The 16,320-nt window shown below is 67.1% G+C and carries 16 protein-coding genes; 8 read left to right on the plus strand and 8 right to left on the minus strand.

All coding sequences use genetic code 11. The features are described from left to right. Window positions 1-80: 80 nt before the first annotated feature. Window positions 81-1,217, minus strand: coding sequence for an iron-containing alcohol dehydrogenase (locus BLS74_RS26210; RefSeq protein ID WP_093110092.1), 1,137 nt, complete (start codon window positions 1,215-1,217; stop codon window positions 81-83). A gap of 58 nt (window positions 1,218-1,275) precedes the next feature. Here BLS74_RS26210 and BLS74_RS26215 point away from each other — a divergent pair, with 58 nt between their 5' ends. Beyond that, the gene (locus BLS74_RS26215) at window positions 1,276-2,226 is read left to right on the plus strand and encodes an alpha/beta hydrolase (protein WP_093110093.1); all 951 of its coding nucleotides are present in this window, start codon (window positions 1,276-1,278) and stop codon (window positions 2,224-2,226) included. 7 nt (window positions 2,227-2,233) lie between these two features. Further along, window positions 2,234-3,109: a YbgC/FadM family acyl-CoA thioesterase gene (locus tag BLS74_RS26220; protein WP_093110094.1), complete on the plus strand. Its 876-nt coding sequence runs from the start codon at window positions 2,234-2,236 to the stop codon at window positions 3,107-3,109. A 10-nt stretch (window positions 3,110-3,119) separates the two neighbouring features. Here the strand turns inward: BLS74_RS26220 and BLS74_RS26225 are convergent, their stop codons facing one another. The 7 genes from BLS74_RS26225 to BLS74_RS26255 form a co-directional block, all read right to left on the minus strand. Then, the gene (locus BLS74_RS26225; RefSeq protein WP_093110095.1) at window positions 3,120-3,824 is read right to left on the minus strand and encodes an ABC transporter ATP-binding protein; all 705 of its coding nucleotides are present in this window, start codon (window positions 3,822-3,824) and stop codon (window positions 3,120-3,122) included. A gap of 13 nt (window positions 3,825-3,837) precedes the next feature. After that, window positions 3,838-4,554 (minus strand): ATP-binding cassette domain-containing protein, encoded by a 717-nt coding sequence (locus BLS74_RS26230; RefSeq protein ID WP_093110096.1) that lies wholly within the window; start codon window positions 4,552-4,554, stop codon window positions 3,838-3,840. After that, the gene (locus BLS74_RS26235; RefSeq protein ID WP_244504001.1) at window positions 4,551-5,603 is read right to left on the minus strand and encodes a branched-chain amino acid ABC transporter permease; all 1,053 of its coding nucleotides are present in this window, start codon (window positions 5,601-5,603) and stop codon (window positions 4,551-4,553) included. The genes BLS74_RS26230 and BLS74_RS26235 overlap by 4 nt, the downstream gene beginning before the upstream one ends. After that, complete coding sequence (locus BLS74_RS26240; protein ID WP_093110098.1) at window positions 5,600-6,466, minus strand: ABC transporter permease subunit; 867 nt, start codon at window positions 6,464-6,466, stop codon at window positions 5,600-5,602. The genes BLS74_RS26235 and BLS74_RS26240 overlap by 4 nt, the downstream gene beginning before the upstream one ends. Before the next feature lie 5 nt (window positions 6,467-6,471). Then, window positions 6,472-7,698 carry an urea ABC transporter substrate-binding protein gene (locus tag BLS74_RS26245; protein WP_093110099.1) on the minus strand — a complete coding sequence of 409 codons (1,227 nt, stop codon included), beginning with the start codon at window positions 7,696-7,698 and terminating at the stop codon, window positions 6,472-6,474. Window positions 7,699-7,744: 46 nt separating this feature from the next. After that, window positions 7,745-9,262 (minus strand): amidase, encoded by a 1,518-nt coding sequence (locus tag BLS74_RS26250; protein ID WP_093110100.1) that lies wholly within the window; start codon window positions 9,260-9,262, stop codon window positions 7,745-7,747. Window positions 9,263-9,384: 122 nt separating this feature from the next. Then, window positions 9,385-10,494, minus strand: a complete 1,110-nt coding sequence (locus BLS74_RS26255) for a substrate-binding domain-containing protein (protein WP_244504002.1) — start codon at window positions 10,492-10,494, stop codon at window positions 9,385-9,387. A gap of 128 nt (window positions 10,495-10,622) precedes the next feature. Between BLS74_RS26255 and BLS74_RS26260 the strand changes: the two genes are divergently transcribed. The 6 genes from BLS74_RS26260 (at window position 10,623) to BLS74_RS26285 (ending at window position 16,313) form a co-directional block, all read left to right on the plus strand. Continuing rightward, the gene (locus BLS74_RS26260) at window positions 10,623-11,054 is read left to right on the plus strand and encodes a MarR family winged helix-turn-helix transcriptional regulator (protein ID WP_093110101.1); all 432 of its coding nucleotides are present in this window, start codon (window positions 10,623-10,625) and stop codon (window positions 11,052-11,054) included. A 90-nt stretch (window positions 11,055-11,144) separates the two neighbouring features. Continuing rightward, entirely contained in the window at window positions 11,145-11,873 is a 729-nt protein-coding gene (locus BLS74_RS26265) for an alpha/beta fold hydrolase (RefSeq protein WP_093110102.1), read from the plus strand. A 36-nt stretch (window positions 11,874-11,909) separates the two neighbouring features. Beyond that, on the plus strand, window positions 11,910-13,271 hold the full coding sequence (locus BLS74_RS26270) for a cache domain-containing protein (protein WP_093110103.1): 1,362 nt from the start codon (window positions 11,910-11,912) through the stop codon (window positions 13,269-13,271). Beyond that, window positions 13,268-13,897, plus strand: a complete 630-nt coding sequence (locus BLS74_RS26275) for a response regulator transcription factor (RefSeq protein WP_093110104.1) — start codon at window positions 13,268-13,270, stop codon at window positions 13,895-13,897. The genes BLS74_RS26270 and BLS74_RS26275 overlap by 4 nt, the downstream gene beginning before the upstream one ends. Before the next feature lie 137 nt (window positions 13,898-14,034). Then, the gene (locus BLS74_RS26280; RefSeq protein WP_093110105.1) at window positions 14,035-16,101 is read left to right on the plus strand and encodes a carbon starvation CstA family protein; all 2,067 of its coding nucleotides are present in this window, start codon (window positions 14,035-14,037) and stop codon (window positions 16,099-16,101) included. After that, entirely contained in the window at window positions 16,098-16,313 is a 216-nt protein-coding gene (locus tag BLS74_RS26285; protein ID WP_093110106.1) for a YbdD/YjiX family protein, read from the plus strand. The genes BLS74_RS26280 and BLS74_RS26285 overlap by 4 nt, the downstream gene beginning before the upstream one ends. The last annotated feature ends 7 nt before the right edge of the window (window positions 16,314-16,320 follow it).

Consider the following 16,320-nt stretch of genomic DNA (forward strand, 5'->3'; position numbering starts at 1 on the left):
CTATTTTTTGGGCGCACTATACCTTTGCGAGATCGGGGCGTAACGCGTCATCGCCTTGGCCGCTGGCTGGGCCGGGCCCCCTACATCGAGGCTTCGAGCATCTCGCGGTAGTCCTCGCGCGTCGCGACGCGCGGGTTGGTCTTGTGGCAATGGTCGGCCAGCGCGCCGTCGATCACCTGCTCGAAGATGGCAGGGGTGACACCGACCTCGGCCAGGCCCTTGGGCAGGCCGAGCCGCGCGTTCATGTCGCGGATGGCCGTGCCGAGATCGCCGGCCGAGTCGAGGTGCATGGCCTGCGCCATGCGTTGCAGGCGCTGGTCCTTCTGCACCGATTCCGCACCCGCGTTGAAATGGATCACGGCCGGCAGGAAGAGGGCGTTGAGCGTGCCATGGTGCAGGCGCGGGTCGATGCCGCCCAGGCTGTGGCTCAGCGAATGCACGCAGCCCAGTCCCTTCTGGAAGGCCAGCGCGCCCTGCATCGATGCGCTCATCATGTTGAGGCGCGCCTCGCGGTCGCTGCCGTCCTTGGTGGCGCGCTCGATGTAGGCCCAGGCGCGCTGCAGCCCGTCGAGGCCGATGCCGTCGGCCGGCGGATTGAAGGCGGCCGACATGAAGGTCTCCATGCAGTGCGCGATGGCGTCCATGCCGGTGGCGGCGGTGAGCCGCGGCGGCAGGCCCAGCGTGAGCTCGGGATCGCAGATCGCGGCCTTGGGCATCAGCGACCAGCTGTGGAAGCCGAGCTTGCGATGGTCGTCCACGATCACGATCGCGCCACGCGCCACCTCGCTGCCGGTGCCGCTGGTGGTGGGCACCGCGATGATCGGCGCCACGCGCTCGGTGATCTTCGGCGAGCCGCCTTCGACGGTGGCGTAGGTCTTGAGCGGTCCCTCGTGCGTGGCCGCGATCGCGACGCCCTTGGCGCAATCGATGGCCGAGCCGCCGCCGACGGCGATCAAGCCGTCGCAGCGCCCTTCGCGGTACATCGCGGCAGCGGCGCGCACGGCGGCCTCGGTAGGGTTGGACGGGGTCTGGTCGAACACCGTGACCGGCAGCTCGCCGAGCGCATCGAGCGCTTTCTGCAGCACGCCGGCCGCGCGCACGCCGGCGTCGGTGACGACCAGCGGCCGCGTGATGCCGACGCGCGCGCACTCGCTGCCCAGCAGCTTGACGGCGCCGAATTCGAACTGGATCTGGGTGAGGTACTGGATGAGGGCCATGGGGTGTGAACGGTACGATGCGGGCCTTCCAATTTAACAACTGCCGCCTCTCTTGCCCATGAGCCAAACCCTTGCGCCAACGCTGACTCCCAAGATGGCCGGCGTGGTCGACCGGATGGCGCGTGCCCATCAAGCGCCGTTCTACACCCTGACGCCCGTGGAGGCCCGGGCTGCCTACGAGAAGGGCGCCGGCGTGCTCGAGGTGCCGAAGCCGCAACTCGAACGCATCGAAGACTTCACGCTGCCCGCGCGCGACGGCCATGCGCTGCCGGCGCGGCTCTATGCGCCCTCGCGCGCCGTGCTGCCGGTGCTGCTGTTCTTCCACGGCGGCGGCTTCACGGTCGGCAGCGTCGCGACCCACGACACGCTGTGCCGCGTGCTGAGCCAGAAGAGCGGCTGCGCGGTGATCTCGCTCGACTACCGGCTGGCGCCCGCGCACAAGTTCCCGACGGCGTCGAATGACGCATGGGACGCGCTGCAGTTCGTCGCGAAGCAGGCTGACGAACTGGGCCTCGACGGCACGCGCATCGCGGTCGGCGGCGACAGCGCCGGCGGCACGCTGGCCGCGGTGTGCGCCATCCTTGCGCGCGACGCCGGCTTGCCGCTCGCCTTGCAGATGCTTTTCTATCCGGGCACGACTTCGCACCAGGACACGGCTTCGCACCGGCGCTTCGCGGCCGGCCCGCTGCTCGACGAGCCGCTCATCACCTGGTTTTTCGCCCAGTACCTGAACACGCAGGCCGAGCGCGAGGACTGGCGCTTCGCGCCGCTCAACGCCGAGGACGTGGACGGCGTCGCACCGGCCTGGATCGGCCTGGCCGAATGCGACCCCGTGGTCGACGAGGGCATCGCCTATGCCGACAAGCTGCGCGCGGCGGGCGTGGCGGTCGATCTGGAGATCTACCGCGGCGTGATCCACGAATTCGTCAAAATGGGCCGCGCCATCCCCGAGGCGCTGCAGGCGCACGCCGACGCGGCCCGCGCATTGAAGGAAGCCTTGCAACCATGAGCACCCCATGAGCACCGAGACCCAGCACAAGAAGACCGACTTCCGCTTTTTCCACCGCCTGCGCGTGCGCTGGGCCGAAGTCGACATGCAGAAGATCGTCTTCAACGCCCACTACCTGATGTACTTCGACACCGCCATCGCCGACTACTGGCGCGCGCTGGCGCTGCCCTACGAGGAGGCGATGAATGCGCTCGGCGGCGACCTCTACGTGCGCAAGGCCACCATCGAATTCAACGCCTCCGCACGCGTGGACGACATGCTCGAGGTCGCGATGAAGTGCGTGCGCGTGGGCAATTCGTCTATCGTGTTCCACGGCGGGCTGTTCCGCGGCGACGAGCTGCTGGTGAGCTGCGAGCTGGTCTACGTGTTCGCCGATCCGGCCACGCAGACCTCCAAGCCGGTGCCGCCGCTGCTGCGCGAGATCTTCACCGCCTACGAGGCCGGCGAGACGATGCGCGAGGTCGCGACCGGCAGCTGGGCGCAGCTGGGCGAGGGCGCCGGCGCAGTACGTCGCAGCGTCTTCATCGAGGAGCAGCGCATCCCCAAGGAACTCGAGTGGGACGAGCACGACGAGACCGCCGTGCATGCGGTGGCGCGCAACCGCATCGGCCAGGTGATCGCGACCGGGCGGTTGATCGCAGACGCCGATGGCCTGAGCCGCATCGGCCGCATGGCCGTGCACCGCACCCTGCGCAGCGGCGGCCATGGCGCCGCCGTACTGCGCGCGCTCGAAGAAGCTGCCAAGGCGCGCGGCGACCACGAGGTGGCGCTGCACGCGCAACGCAGCGCCGAAGCCTTCTACACGCGGCTCGGCTATCTGCCGCACGGCGATCCCTTCGAGGAAGCGGGCATCGCGCACATCGAGATGCGACGCAAGCTCTAAAAAAAGCTTCTCAGCCGTGTACGCCGGCGTACTGGCTCATGATCTCCAGGTCGCCCAGGTGCTCGCGCGGGATCTCGCCGCCGATCTGGCCGCGCTTGATGACCAGCACGCGCTGCGAGACCGCGGCGATGAAGTCCAGGTTTTGCTCCACCAGCACGATGGTGAGCTTCATGCGCTTGCGCAGCGAAGCCAGCGTCTCGGCGATCTCTTCGATGATGGACGGCTGGATGCCTTCGGTCGGCTCGTCCAGCAGCAGCAGGCTGGGCTTGCCGGCCAGCGCGCGCGCCAGTGCCAGCAGCTGCTGCTCGCCGCCGGAGAGCGAGCCGCCCGGCCGGTCGAGCAGCGGCTTCAGGCGCGGGAAGTGTTCGAGCAGGGATTCAACATGCGCGAGCGACTTCTCGCCGGTCTTGACCAGGCCCATGCGCAGGTTGTCCATCGCGCTCAGCGTCGGGAAGATCTGGCGGCCCTGCGGCACGTAGGCCATGCCGAGGCGCGCCCGGACGTTGGGCGCCATGCGGGTCACGTCCTCGCCGGTGAATTCGACCGTGCCCGCCGTGGCGTGAAGCGCGCCGATCAACGTGCGCAGCAGCGTGGTCTTGCCCATGCCGTTGTGGCCGAGGATGCCGATCGACTCGCCGGCTGCGATGGACAGCGTGATGTCGTGCAGCACGGGGATTGCACCGTAACCGGCGCAGAGACCGCGGGTCTTTAGCATGGGCAAACAGGTCCTAGTGCGGTTTCTTGCCGAGGTAGATCTGCTGGATCAGCGGGTCACTCATGATGCGGTCCGGCGAGTCTTCCTTGATGATCGCGCCTTGGTGCAGCACGGTCACCTTCTTCGCGATCATGCGGATGAAGTTCATGTCGTGTTCCACCACCACGAGCGCGTGGCGCTGGTTGATCTCGAGGATGAGTTCGGCCGTGCGCGCCACTTCGCCGTCGCTCATGCCGGCGGCCGGTTCGTCGAGCAGGATCAACGGCGGGTCGGCGGCGATTACCACGCCGATCTCGACCCACTGCCGCAGGCCGTGCGCGAGCACGCCGGCCAGGGCGTCCTTGTAGGCCGTCATGCCGACGCGCTCCAGCGTCTCGCGGGTCACGCACTCGGCCTGCCGCGCGCTGTTGACGCGGCGCGCCGAGAGCCAGATGTTCTCCCACACGCTCAGGCCGTTGAACAGGCTGGGCACCTGGGTCTTGATGCCGATGCCCAGGCGGCCCGGGTCGTGGGCGCGCATCCTGGAGATGTCCTGTCCGCGGAAGAAGATCTGCCCCGAGCTGGGTTTGACCTGCCCGGTCAGCAGCTTGAAGAAGGTGCTCTTGCCGGCGCCGTTGGGGCCGATCACGCAGCGCAGCTCGGTCTCCGCCAGCGTGAAGTTCACATCACGCGTGGCATGCACGCCGCCGAAGCGCACGTTCAGGTTGCGGGTTTCGATCAGCGGGGTCACGTGCGGGCTTCCTGTGCCTGCGGCAGCGCTTCTTCGCGGTGCGGGCGGCGCGGGCGGTGCTGCAGCAGCCAGTCGATGACCAGGCCGAGGCTAGGCACGATGCCCTTGGGCACCATCAGGACGAACGCCATCAGGATGGCGCCGAGCACCAGGTTGGCGTTGAAGGTCTGCTGCGTGCCGATCTGCGTGGTCAGCCACTGGATCGCGACGCAGCCGACCACCGGGCCGATCAGCGTGCCGAGGCCGCCGACGATGACCCAGATGATGATCTGCGCCGACTGTGCGAGGCCGAAGATCGTCGGGCTGGTGAACGCGCCCCAGTTGGCGAACAGGCAGCCCGCCAGCCCGGCGATGGCGCCGCCCAGCGTGAAGGCGAAGAGCTTGTAGGCGCGGGCGTCGTAGCCCAGCAGCAGCACGCGCTGCTCGTTCTCCTTGCTGGCGATGATCACGCGGCCGATCTTGGAACTGATCAGCACGCGCAGGCCGAGGTAGACCACCAGCAGCGCCGCCATCGACAGGTTGAACATGCCGCGCGGCGTGATGACTTCGTCGAGGTTGCCCGGCGCGTTGAGCGGCGGGATCGCCGGGATGCCGTTGAAGCCGCCGAGCGGCGCGCTGCCGATCTTCCATTCCGGCCCTGCGGTGGAGTTGATCAGGTTGAACAGGATCAGCGTCACGGTCAGCGTGATCACGCCCATGTAGACGTCGGACAGCCTGCCGTAGAAGATCACGTAGCCCAGCAGCGCGGCGAACAGCGCCGGCAGCACGATGGCCAGCAGAAAGGGCACGCTGCTGTCGCCCATGTTGATGACCGCGATCGCATAGACGTATGCGCCCAGGCCGAAGAAGGCCGCCTGCCCGAAGCAAAGGATACCGCCGAAGCCCCAGATGAAGCCCAGGCTCACGCCGAGGATCGACATCACGACGTAGATCGTGACCTGCAGCAGCATGAAGTCGTCCAGCACGCCGGGCAGCCCGAACAGCAGCGCGATGCCGATCAGCAGGCAGGCTGCCGCGCTCACCCACGATTGAGCGAATTTCTGGCTCACAGCGATCCCTTGAAGAAGCGTCCGGTGATGCCCTGCGGCAGCAGGCGCAGCATGACGATGGCGGCCAGCAGCAAAGCCACTTCGCCGATGACCGGCGTGGCGAGGAAGGTGCTGACCTGGTTGATGAAGCCGAACAGCGTGGAGGCGCTCACGAGGCCGGCCAAGATGGCCGGGCCGCCGCCGATCACGGTGATGAAGGCCTTGGCGACAAAGGCCGCGCCCATGGTCGGTACCACGCCGGTCAGCGGCGCCATCAGTCCGCCGGCCAAGCCGGACAGCGCCGCGCCCACCGCGAAGGTCACCGAGTAGACCTTGCTCGGGCTGATGCCCAGCGCATCGGCCATGGCGGGGTTCTGCATGGTGCCGCGCGCGATCAGGCCGAGCTGGGTGCGCGTGAGCACCCAGCGCAGCGCCGCCGCCAGCACCGCGGCCACCGCGATGATCACCAGCGTGTAGCCGCTCACCGAGTAGCTGCCGATCATGAAGCTGCCGAGCGGCGCCGACACTCCCGCCGTGGTGTTGCCGGCGATCGAGGTGACGATGCCCACCAGCAGCAGCGACAGGCCCCAGGTGGCCAGCATCGTGTCGACCATGCGGCCGTACAGGTGCCGGATGAAGAGGCGCTCCAGCACGATGCCGACCAACCCGACCGCGATCGGTGCCACCACCAGCACTGCGATCCAGAGGTTGATGCCGAGCCCGATCGACCAGATGGTGCCGTAGGCTCCCAGCATCATGAATTCGCCGTGGGCCAGATTGATCACCCGCATCATCCCGAAGATGACCGCCAGCCCGGCGGAGACGATCACCAGGCTGGCGACGGCATAGAGCACCTGTACGGCGACGACGGCGACAAGATCCATGGCACTCAGAGCTTGATCACGTACTGCTGGTTGTCCTTCGGGTTCTTCACGAGGTTGCAGACCGCGCTGGTGTCGCTTGGCTGCTGCTGCTCGAACGTCTTGACGATCTCCAGCTGCTTGTTCTTGACCTCGGCGATGCTCACGTTGAGCACGCAGTGGTGGGTGGCCGGATCGAGCGAGACCTTGCCGCTGGGCCCCTGGATCGAGATGCCGGATTCGAGCGCGTCGAGCAGCTTGTTGCGGTCCAGCGTGCCGGCCTTCCTGACGCCCTCGGCCCAGAGCTTGAAGCCCTGGTAGGTGCCCATCGCGAGCTCGGTGATGTTGGGGTAGTCCTTCCCGAAGCGCTTGTAGAAGCGCTCCTTGAAGGCCTTGTTGTCGGGCGAGTCGAGGTTCTGGAAGTAGTTGTAGGAGACCAGGAAGCCGTCGGTTTCGGCCGGCGACAGCACGATGTGCTCGTTGCCGCCGGCAAAGGTGGTGGAGGCCAGCGGAATCTTCTTCTGCAGCCCGGCCGCGGCCCATTGGCGATAGAACGAGATGTGCGCGCCGCCCACCAGCGCCGACACCACCATGTCGGGCCTGGCGGCCTCGATCTTGGAGATGGTCGGGCCGAAGTTGGTCACGTCGAGCGGAAAGAAATCGATGGAAGCCACCGAGCCGCCGTTGTCCTGCACGAACTTCTTCACCCACTGCGAGGTGATCTGGCCGTAGTTGTAGTCGGCCGCGACCACGTAGACTTTCTTGCCCCACTTGGACATCGCATAGGGCACCAGCTTGGCGACCGTCTGCGCCGGCGTCACGCCGGTGCAGAAGGTGTTGCGGTCGCACACGCCGCCTTCGTACTGCGTGTTGTAGAAGTAGACGGTGCGGTAGCGGTCCAGCACCGGGCGGATCACCTCGCGCGAGGCCGAGGTGATGCCGCCGTGCAGCACCGCGACCTTGTCCTTCAGCGCCGCCTGCTGCGCGAACTGCGCGTACATCTGCATGTTCGACTGCGGGTCGTAGCTCATCAGCTTGAGCTTCTTGCCAAGCAGGCCGCCGGCGGCGTTCTGCTCCTCAACGGCCAGCGTCAGGCAGTCCGCCATGGGCTTGCCGTAGATGTCCAGCCCGCCCGACAGGTCGTGGATGCTGCCGATCAGCATCTCGTCGGCGGCCAGCGCGGCCAGCGGAAGCAGGGGGCCGGTGGTGCCGGCCAGGGTCAGGCCGGAGGCCTTGATGAAGGAACGTCGGTCCATGGTGCTTGAACTCCAGGCAATGAGTAAAGAGTGGGAAGCAGGGGGATCAGATCGACTTCCAGTCGCCGGCTTGCTCGAAGGCATAGGCGGCGCGGTAGATCGTGGACTCGTCGTAGTGCTTCGCGACCAGCTGCATGCCGACCGGCAGGCCGTCGACCAGGCCGCAGGGCAGGCTCATCGCGGGGTGGCCGGTGATGTCGAACGCGCAGGTGTTGGGCAGGACCTCGAAGGCGCGCTGGATCACTTCCTCGATCGGCGCGCCCGGCTTCGGGATCGGCGTCGAGGTGATGGGCAGCGTCGGCATCAGCAGCAGGTCGACGTCCGCCAAGGCGGCGTCGTAGGCCTGCGCGAGCTGGCGCGACAGGTTCTGGGCCTTGGCGTAGTAGTGGCCGCGATAGTGCTTGATGAAGTATTCGCCGAGGATCATCGTGATCTTGAGCGTCTCGGACAGCTCGTCGGCACGCTCCTTCCAGCCAGCGTGATGGTCGACCATGCTGGTGACGTAGAGGCCCTTCCAGTTGAAGCCGTGGCCGTTGTCTTTCATCATCTGCTGCGTCGCGCCTTCGGCGGCGATCGGCAGCCAGATGGCCGGACCCACGCTGTGCATCGGCACCGAGATTTCCGACACGCTGGCGCCGAGGCGGGTGAACCATTGGGCGGCCTTGCGGACCTTGTCGTTGACCGCTTCGCTGGATTGCGGCCATCCGAAACCTTCGGTGACGATGCCGATCTTCAGGCCCTTCACGCCTTCCTTCATCAGTTCGGTGTAGGGCTTCGCCGTCTGGCCCGCATGCTGGCGCGGGTCGAGCCCGTCGGGGCCGGCGAGGACTTCCAGCATCAGTGCGTTGTCGCTCACGCTGGCCGTCATCGGCCCGGTGTGGTCGATCGTCAGTTCGATCGGCATCACACCGGTGTAGGGCACCAGGCCGTGCGTGGCCTTCATGCCGTAGATGCCGCAGAACGAGGCCGGCATGCGAATCGAGCCGCCCTGGTCGCCGCCGATCGCCATGTCGACCTCGCCGGCGGCCACCAGCGCGGCCGAGCCCGACGAGGAGCCGCCCGCCGAGTAGCCCGTGCGATGCGGGTTGTGCACCGGGCCGGTGGCGCTGGTGTGGGAGCCGCCGGAGAAGCAGAAGTACTCGCAGACCGCCTTGCCGACGATGGTGGCGCCGGCGTCGAGCAGCCGGGTCGCGACCGTGGCGTCCACATTCGGCACATAGCCTTCGAAGGTCGACGCGCCATTCATCATCGGCACGCCGGCCAGGCAGACGTTGTCCTTGAGCACGACCGTCCTGCCCAGCAGCTTGCCGCTGGCGGCGCCCTTGACGGTGGTCTTCACATACCACGCGCCGTACTTGTTTTCTTCGCCCGTCGGGCGGTAGCCGGGCGTGCGGGCATAGCTCACCTGCGGCAGGAAATCGGGCATCTCGTCGACTACATCGTAGGCGTCGAAGTTGCCTTGCAACAGGGTGTTGTAGGTGCTCAGTTGCTCGGGCGAGAGATGGATGCCGAGATCCAGGGCGACCTGGTCGAGCTGGGCGAGGGTGGGGCGTTTGACTGCCATGGCGGACTCCGTGAATAAGACGTCGATCGGCAGTCAGTGTGGGAGATTTTATTTTCCTGGTCAAGCATTTTGCTTGCCTTGGAAAATAAAAAAGGGATCGGAATCCCTCTGTGGCACGTTATTCAAAGGCGCGCGATCACCTTGTAGTGGTGGCCTTCGGCCTGGGCGAGATAGATCGGCACCTTGCAGGCCTGGCCGCCGGCGTACACGGCGCCGCGCGCGCTGCGGTAGTGAAAGGGCTCATCGCCCAGACGGCGGAAATCGGTCCAGGGCGCGGCCTCGCGCCCCAGCAGTTCCGCGAGGAAGTGCACCCCTTCATAGGTCGACTGGCCGAAGGTGTTCAGCGTCGGCGCGCGTTCGCCGAAATGGCCGTAGTAGCGCTCCTTGAATGCGAGGTTGTCGTCGGTGTCGAGCGTGGCGAAGTAGCCGCAGGCGACATAGAGGTTGTCGGTGTTGTCGGCGCCGATTCCCAGCAGTTCGTTCTCGCCGATGGCGCAGGACAGCCGCACCATGTCGCGCGCCAGCCCTTCGCGCCCGAAGGCCCGGTTGAACTCGATCGCGTCCTGGCCGATCAGCGAGAGCAGCACCGCATCCGCACGGCTTCGGCGCAACTGCGACAACACCTCCGCGTAGTCGCTGGTGCCCAGGGGCAGGTACCTTTCGCCCACCACCGTGCCGCCCGTCTCGGCGACGTAGTCGCGGGCCATCGCATGCGACACATGCGGCCACACGTAGTCGTTGCCGATGAACATCCAGCGCTTTGGCCGCTGGTGCCGGCCCAGCCATGCGATGGCCGGACGCAGTTGGCTCGCCGTGGTCTCGCCGATGGCAAACACCCCGGGCGTGTGTTCCCCGCCTTCGTACAAGGGCGTGTAGACGAAGGGTAGCTGTCCGCCGACTGCCGCCAGGATGCGTTGCCGCACGGCGCTGGTGTGCATGCCGATCAGCGCATCGACATCGTCGTTTTCCACCAGCTCCAGGAGCGTGCGCTCGAGGTCCGGCGCATCGTCCGCCGCGTTGATGGTCAGCAGCTGGCAGGCCTGGCCGTTGATGCCGGCGCGCTGGTTGAGCTCGGCGACGGCCAGCCGCGCCGATGCCAGGGCGGAAGGCCCCCAGATGCCCACCGTTCCGCCCAAGGGGACGCACAGGGCGATGCGCAGATCGTGCTGCGGTGGCCTGCGCGGGCGTGCGGCGAATCCCATCGGGCCCGGACTTGCGGATATTGACGCCATGAGTTGCTCCAGGGGGTGCACCAAGATGGCGCCGGATGACCAAACGCCACGCAGCATGCACCGATCCTTTCCAAGGAAATAGATCGGTCCTAAAATAAGCGCCTGCGTTCCGACTCGATGCACTAACCATGCCCACTGAAAACATCTCCAGTTACCTGGCATTCCTGCTGGCCTCGGCCAACCGGCAGATGCGCATCGGCCTGGCGCAATCCATCGCCGCCGAAGAAGTGACCGAAGAGCACTGGCGCATCCTCCAAGTCCTGTCGGACGAAAAAGGGCGTTCGATGGGCGAGCTGGCGCAGGCGGTGCTTCTGAACCATCCGGCGCTGACCAAGAACATCGACAAGCTGGTCAACCGCGGCCTGGTGCTGCGCGCCGCCGACAGTGTGGACAGCCGCAAGGTCGTTGTCTACATCAGCGATCTGGGCCTGGAGACCGTGGCGCGGCTCAAGGCCAGCGTGGATGCTCATCATGGGGCCATCGAGGAAGCACTGGGCCCGCGCAAGACACAGCAGCTCAAGCGGCTGCTGGAGCAGTTCATCGAGGATTCGGCTTCCTGAGCGGCGCAGACCACGCTGCCGGGAATACCCCGTGGCAGATGGTCCGTTCACCAACCAATATTCCGGCTTCCTTTTCTTCGAGGGTTCAGCATGGCCAATTTCGTTCTGGTTCATGGCGCCTGGCATGGCGGCTGGTGTTGGCGCGAGACGGCGCAGGCATTGCGCGCGGCCGGGCATACGGTGTTCACACCCACGCACACCGGCGTCGGCGAGCGCTTCCACCAGTCGGCGGAAAACATCACGCTCGAGACGCACATCCGCGACGTCTGCGGCTGCATCGAATGGGAAGAGCTGCAGGACGTGATCCTGGTCGGCCACTCGTACGGCGGCATGGTCATCACCGGCGTGGCCGACCGCATGAGCGACAAGGTGCGTTCGCTGGTCTACCTCGATGCCTTCGTGCCCGAGAACGGCGACTCGCTCAACGGCCTGCTGTCGAAGGCGCTCGCGCCCGAAGTGGCGGCGCAGTTCCTGAGCGCTTTTCGCGGTACGGCGCTGTCCGGCAACAGCGGCCTGATGCAGCCGATTCCGGCCGAAGTGTTCAACGTCGTGCAGGCCAACCGCGCCCGCGTCGACCGCCTGTGCCGGCCGCAGGCGCTGGCGACCTTCGAGATGCCGCTGCTGCTCACCGGCGCCGTCGACACGATCGCGAGCCGGCTCTACATCCTGGCCGATGGCTGGGATCCGAGTCCGTTCCGCTATTTCGCGGCCAAGGTCGATGGCGCGCCCGGCTGGCGTGTCCTGAAGATGCCGGTCAGCCACGACGTGATGGTCGACATGCCGAGTGAACTCGCCGCGGAGCTTCTGAAACTGGCTTGAAAGCGCGAGCGACAGGGGTGGTAGTCTTGCCGCCCCATGAATCTCCGCACCAAGATCGTTGCGCTCGCCGTCGCGCCGCTCCTGATCGCGCTGGTGCTGGTGGCGCTCGCAGTGCGCCACCAGGAGCGCGACCTGGCACAGCGTGAACGCGCCCTGATCGAGCAGACCTACATGGCACAGCGGCGCAGCGAACTGCGCAGCTATGTCGAACTGGCCGTCAGCACCGTGCGGCCGCTGTACGACGCAGGGCTGGACGACGAGGCGACGCGCACCGAGGCCCTGCGCCGGCTTGCCGCGCTCGACTACGGCGACGACGGCTACTTCTTTGTCTACGACCTGCAGGGCCGGTCGCTCATGCACTCGCGCCAGCCCGACCTGGTCGGCCGGAACCTGTGGGAGCTGCGCGATTCGCAGGGGCGCTTCACGATCCAGGACCTGCTCGCGCGGGCCCGCGCAGGCGGCGGCTACGTCGAGTACCAGTGGCGCAAGCCCTCGAGCGCGCAGACCGCGCCCAAGCTCGGCTACGTGACGGCGCTGCCGCGCTGGAACTGGATGGTCGGCACCGGCCTGTACCTCGACGACATCGAGGCGACGATGCAGACGCTGGACCGGCAGGTGAGCCTCAACGTGACCACCACCATGCTGTGGATCGCCGGCATCGCCGCGCTGTGCCTGGGTGTGGTGAGCGCCACCGGCCTGCTGCTGAACCTGAGCGAGCACCGCATTGCCGAAGCCAAGCTGCGGCTCCTGGCGCGCCAGGTCGTGCAGTCGCAGGAAGAGGAGCGTGGCCATCTCGCGCGCGAGCTGCACGACGGCACCAGCCAGACGCTGGTGTCGGCCAAGCTCTTGATCGAATCGGCCGTCGATGCGCTGGAGCGCGCGCAGCAGAACGCGCCGCCGGCGCTCGGCAAGGCCCTGCAGCGGCTCAACGAGTCGCTCGCCGAAGTGCGGCGCATCTCGCACCGGCTGCGGCCGGCCTTGCTCGACACGCTGGGGCTGCCGGCCGCGCTCGAGCGGCTTGCGGCCGAGTTCGGCGAGGAGGGCGCTGTCCATGCGGCGGTCGCCGTCGAAGGCTTGCCGCGCGAGCTGACGGAGGAAGTGAAGACCGCACTGTTCCGCGTGACGCAGGAAGCATTGACCAACGTGCGCAAGCATGCGCAGGCGCGGCAGGTGCGCATCGCGCTCGATTTCTCGGACGATCGCGTGCGGCTCGAGGTGGCCGACGACGGCGTCGGCTTCGACGTGGAAGCCATGCAACTGGACCCGAAGCGCGGCATCGGGCTGCGTAACATGCGCGAGCGCGTGGCCTCGGTCGGTGGACGGCTCGAAATGCGATCCGGCAGCGGCGGAACGACCATCGTGGCCGATGTGCCGGCGCACAGCCTGGAGCTCGCATGACGCAGCCATCCGCGGTTCGCCTGTTCCTCGTCGACGACCATCCGCTGGTGCGCGACGGCCTGCGCGCGCGCCTCGATCCGCTGCCGGGCATCGAGATCGTCGGCGAAGCCGGCAGCGCCGCCGAAGCCCTGGTGCTGATCGAGCGACTGCAGCCCGATCTCGTGCTGGCCGATGTCGGCATGAAGGACATGAACGGCATCGAGCTCGCGGCTTTGCTGCAGCAGCGGCAGCCCGCGGTGCGCGTGGTGATGCTCAGCATGTACGACAACCCCGAGTACGTGCAGCAGGCCCTGCAGGCCGGCGCGCGCGGCTATGTGCTGAAGGATGCACCGGCGGCCGAGATCGTTGCCGCCATCGATGCGGTCTCGGCCGGCGGCACTTTCCTGAGCCCGGCTGTTTCGCAGCGGCTGTTCCGCAACCAGGCGCCCAAGCCGTTGCTCACGCCGCGCGAGAGCGAGATCCTGTCGGCGCTGGGCCGCGGCCAGTCGAGCAAGCAGATCGCGCGCGAGCTGGGCTTGAGCGTGCGCACGATCGAGGCGCACCGCCAGAGCATCAAGCGCCGGCTCGGCATCGAGGGGCAGGCCGAGCTGATCAAGTACGCGGTGGAGCACGCACGCATCAAATAGCTCTCCCCAGGCTTGGTGTTCCTGGAACTAGGGTTTCCCATTACGCAATGCCACGTGGGCGATCCGCGCGGTGTGACGGATGCCGGCGCGGCCAAGGCTCGCCAAACTCCCGGGGTTCAAATCAAGGAGACATCCGCATGCACAGCATCCGCCGCCACCTGGTGTGGCTCGTCGTGGCCGTGATCGGCGCATTCGCGCTGGGAACCGTGGCACTGGCCCGCGGCGAGGCGATCAGCGCCTTGTGGGTCGTGATCGCAGCCATCTGCACCTACCTGATCGCGTACCGCTACTACAGCCTCTTCATCGCCGAGCGCGTGCTCCGTCTGGACGGCAATCGCAAGACGCCGGCACATCGCCACAACGACGGGCTCGACTACGTGCCGACCGACAAGAACGTGCTGTTCGGCCACCACTTCGCGGCCATCGCGGGTGCCGGTCCGCTGGTCGGGCCGGTGCTCGCCGCGCAGATGGGCTACCTGCCGGGCCTGCTGTGGATCTTGGCCGGCGTGGTGTTCGCCGGCGCGGTGCAGGACTTCATCGTGCTCTTCATCTCGACGCGGCGCGACGGCCGCTCGCTCGGAGACCTGATCAAGCAGGAGATGGGCACGGTGCCGGGCCTGATCGCGCTCTTCGGCACCTTCATGATCATGATCATCATCCTCGCGGTGCTGGCGCTGATCGTGGTCAAGGCGCTGGCCGAATCGCCGTGGGGCACCTTCACGGTGGCGGCCACGATTCCGGTCGCGGTCTTCATGGGCGTCTACCTGCGCTACATCCGGCCGGGGCGCATCGGCGAGATCTCGGTGATCGGCTTCGTGCTCTTGATGCTGGCGATCTTCGGCGGCCAGGCGGTGGCGCAGAGCGCGACCTGGGCGCCGCTCTTCACCTTCGACGGCAAGGCGCTGACCTGGATGTTGATCGGCTACGGCTTCATCGCCGCCAGCTTGCCGGTGTGGCTGCTGCTGGCGCCGCGCGACTACCTCTCGACCTTCCTGAAGATCGGCACCATCGTCGCACTGGCGATCGGCATCGTCTTCGTCGCGCCGACGCTGCAGATGCCTGCCATCACGCAGTTCGCTCAAGGCAATGGTCCGGTGTGGTCGGGCAGCCTGTTTCCCTTCCTCTTCATCACCATCGCCTGCGGCGCGGTGTCGGGATTCCATGCGCTGATCTCCTCGGGCACCACGCCGAAGATGCTCGACAACGAGCGCCATGCACGCTTCATCGGCTATGGCGGCATGCTGGCCGAGTCCTTCGTCGCGGTGATGGCGCTGGTGGCCGCCGCCTGCATCGAGCCGGGCGTCTACTTCGCGATGAACAGCCCGGCCGCACTGGTCGGCAACACGCCGGCGGCGGTGGCGCAGACCATTTCGAGCTGGGGCTTCGTGATCACGCCCGAGATGCTGGTCCAGACCGCGAAGGACGTGGGCGAAAGCACCATCCTCGGCCGCGCCGGCGGTGCGCCGACGCTCGCGGTGGGCATGGCGCACATCCTGCACCAGGCCATCGGCGGGCCGGCCATGATGGCCTTCTGGTACCACTTCGCCATCCTGTTCGAGGCGCTGTTCATCCTGACCGCGGTGGATGCGGGCACGCGTGCCGGCCGCTTCATGCTGCAGGACCTGCTGGGCAGCTTCGTGCCGGCGTTGAAGCGCACCGACTCGATGGTCGCCAACCTGATCGCGACCTTCCTCTGCGTCGGCGCCTGGGGCTACTTCCTCTACCAAGGCGTGGTCGATCCGCTGGGCGGCATCAACACGCTGTGGCCGCTGTTCGGTATCTCCAACCAGATGCTGGCCGCGGTGGCGCTGATGCTGGGCGTGGTGGTGCTGTTCCGCATGAAGCGCGAACGCTACGCCTGGGTCGCGATCCTGCCGGCCGCCTGGCTGCTGGTGTGCACGCTGACGGCGGGCTGGCAGAAGATCTTCTCGCCGGACCCCAAGGTCGGCTTCCTGTCCCATGCCGCGAAGTACGCCGACGGGCTGGCGCAGGGCGTGCTGATCGCGCCGGCCAAAACGCCCGAGGCGATGGCGCGCATCGTCTTCAACGACCGGCTCGACGCCGGGCTGTGCGCGCTCTTCATCTTCGTGGTGCTGAGCGTACTGTTCTACAGCGTGCGTGCCTGTCTTGCGGCGCGCGCGGCCCACAAGCCGACCGCGCGCGAGACGCCCTTCGAGCCGCTGGCGCCGTCGGCCGCCGCATGAGAACGGCGAGCGCGACCTTGCCGGAAGCCGGGCGCTATCTCGCGCGCTCGCTCGGCGCCACGCTGCGCCTGATGGTGGGCTTGCCGGACTACGACGCCTACCTGAGCCACATGGAACGCACGCATCCGGAGCAGGCGCCGATGAGCTATGAGGCCTTCTTCCGCGAACGTCAACAGGCCCGCTACGGCAGCGGCAGGGGGCGCTGTTGCTGACGAGGCC

Source organism: Variovorax sp. CF079 (genome assembly GCF_900101545.1).
Taxonomy (GTDB): domain Bacteria; phylum Pseudomonadota; class Gammaproteobacteria; order Burkholderiales; family Burkholderiaceae_C; genus Variovorax.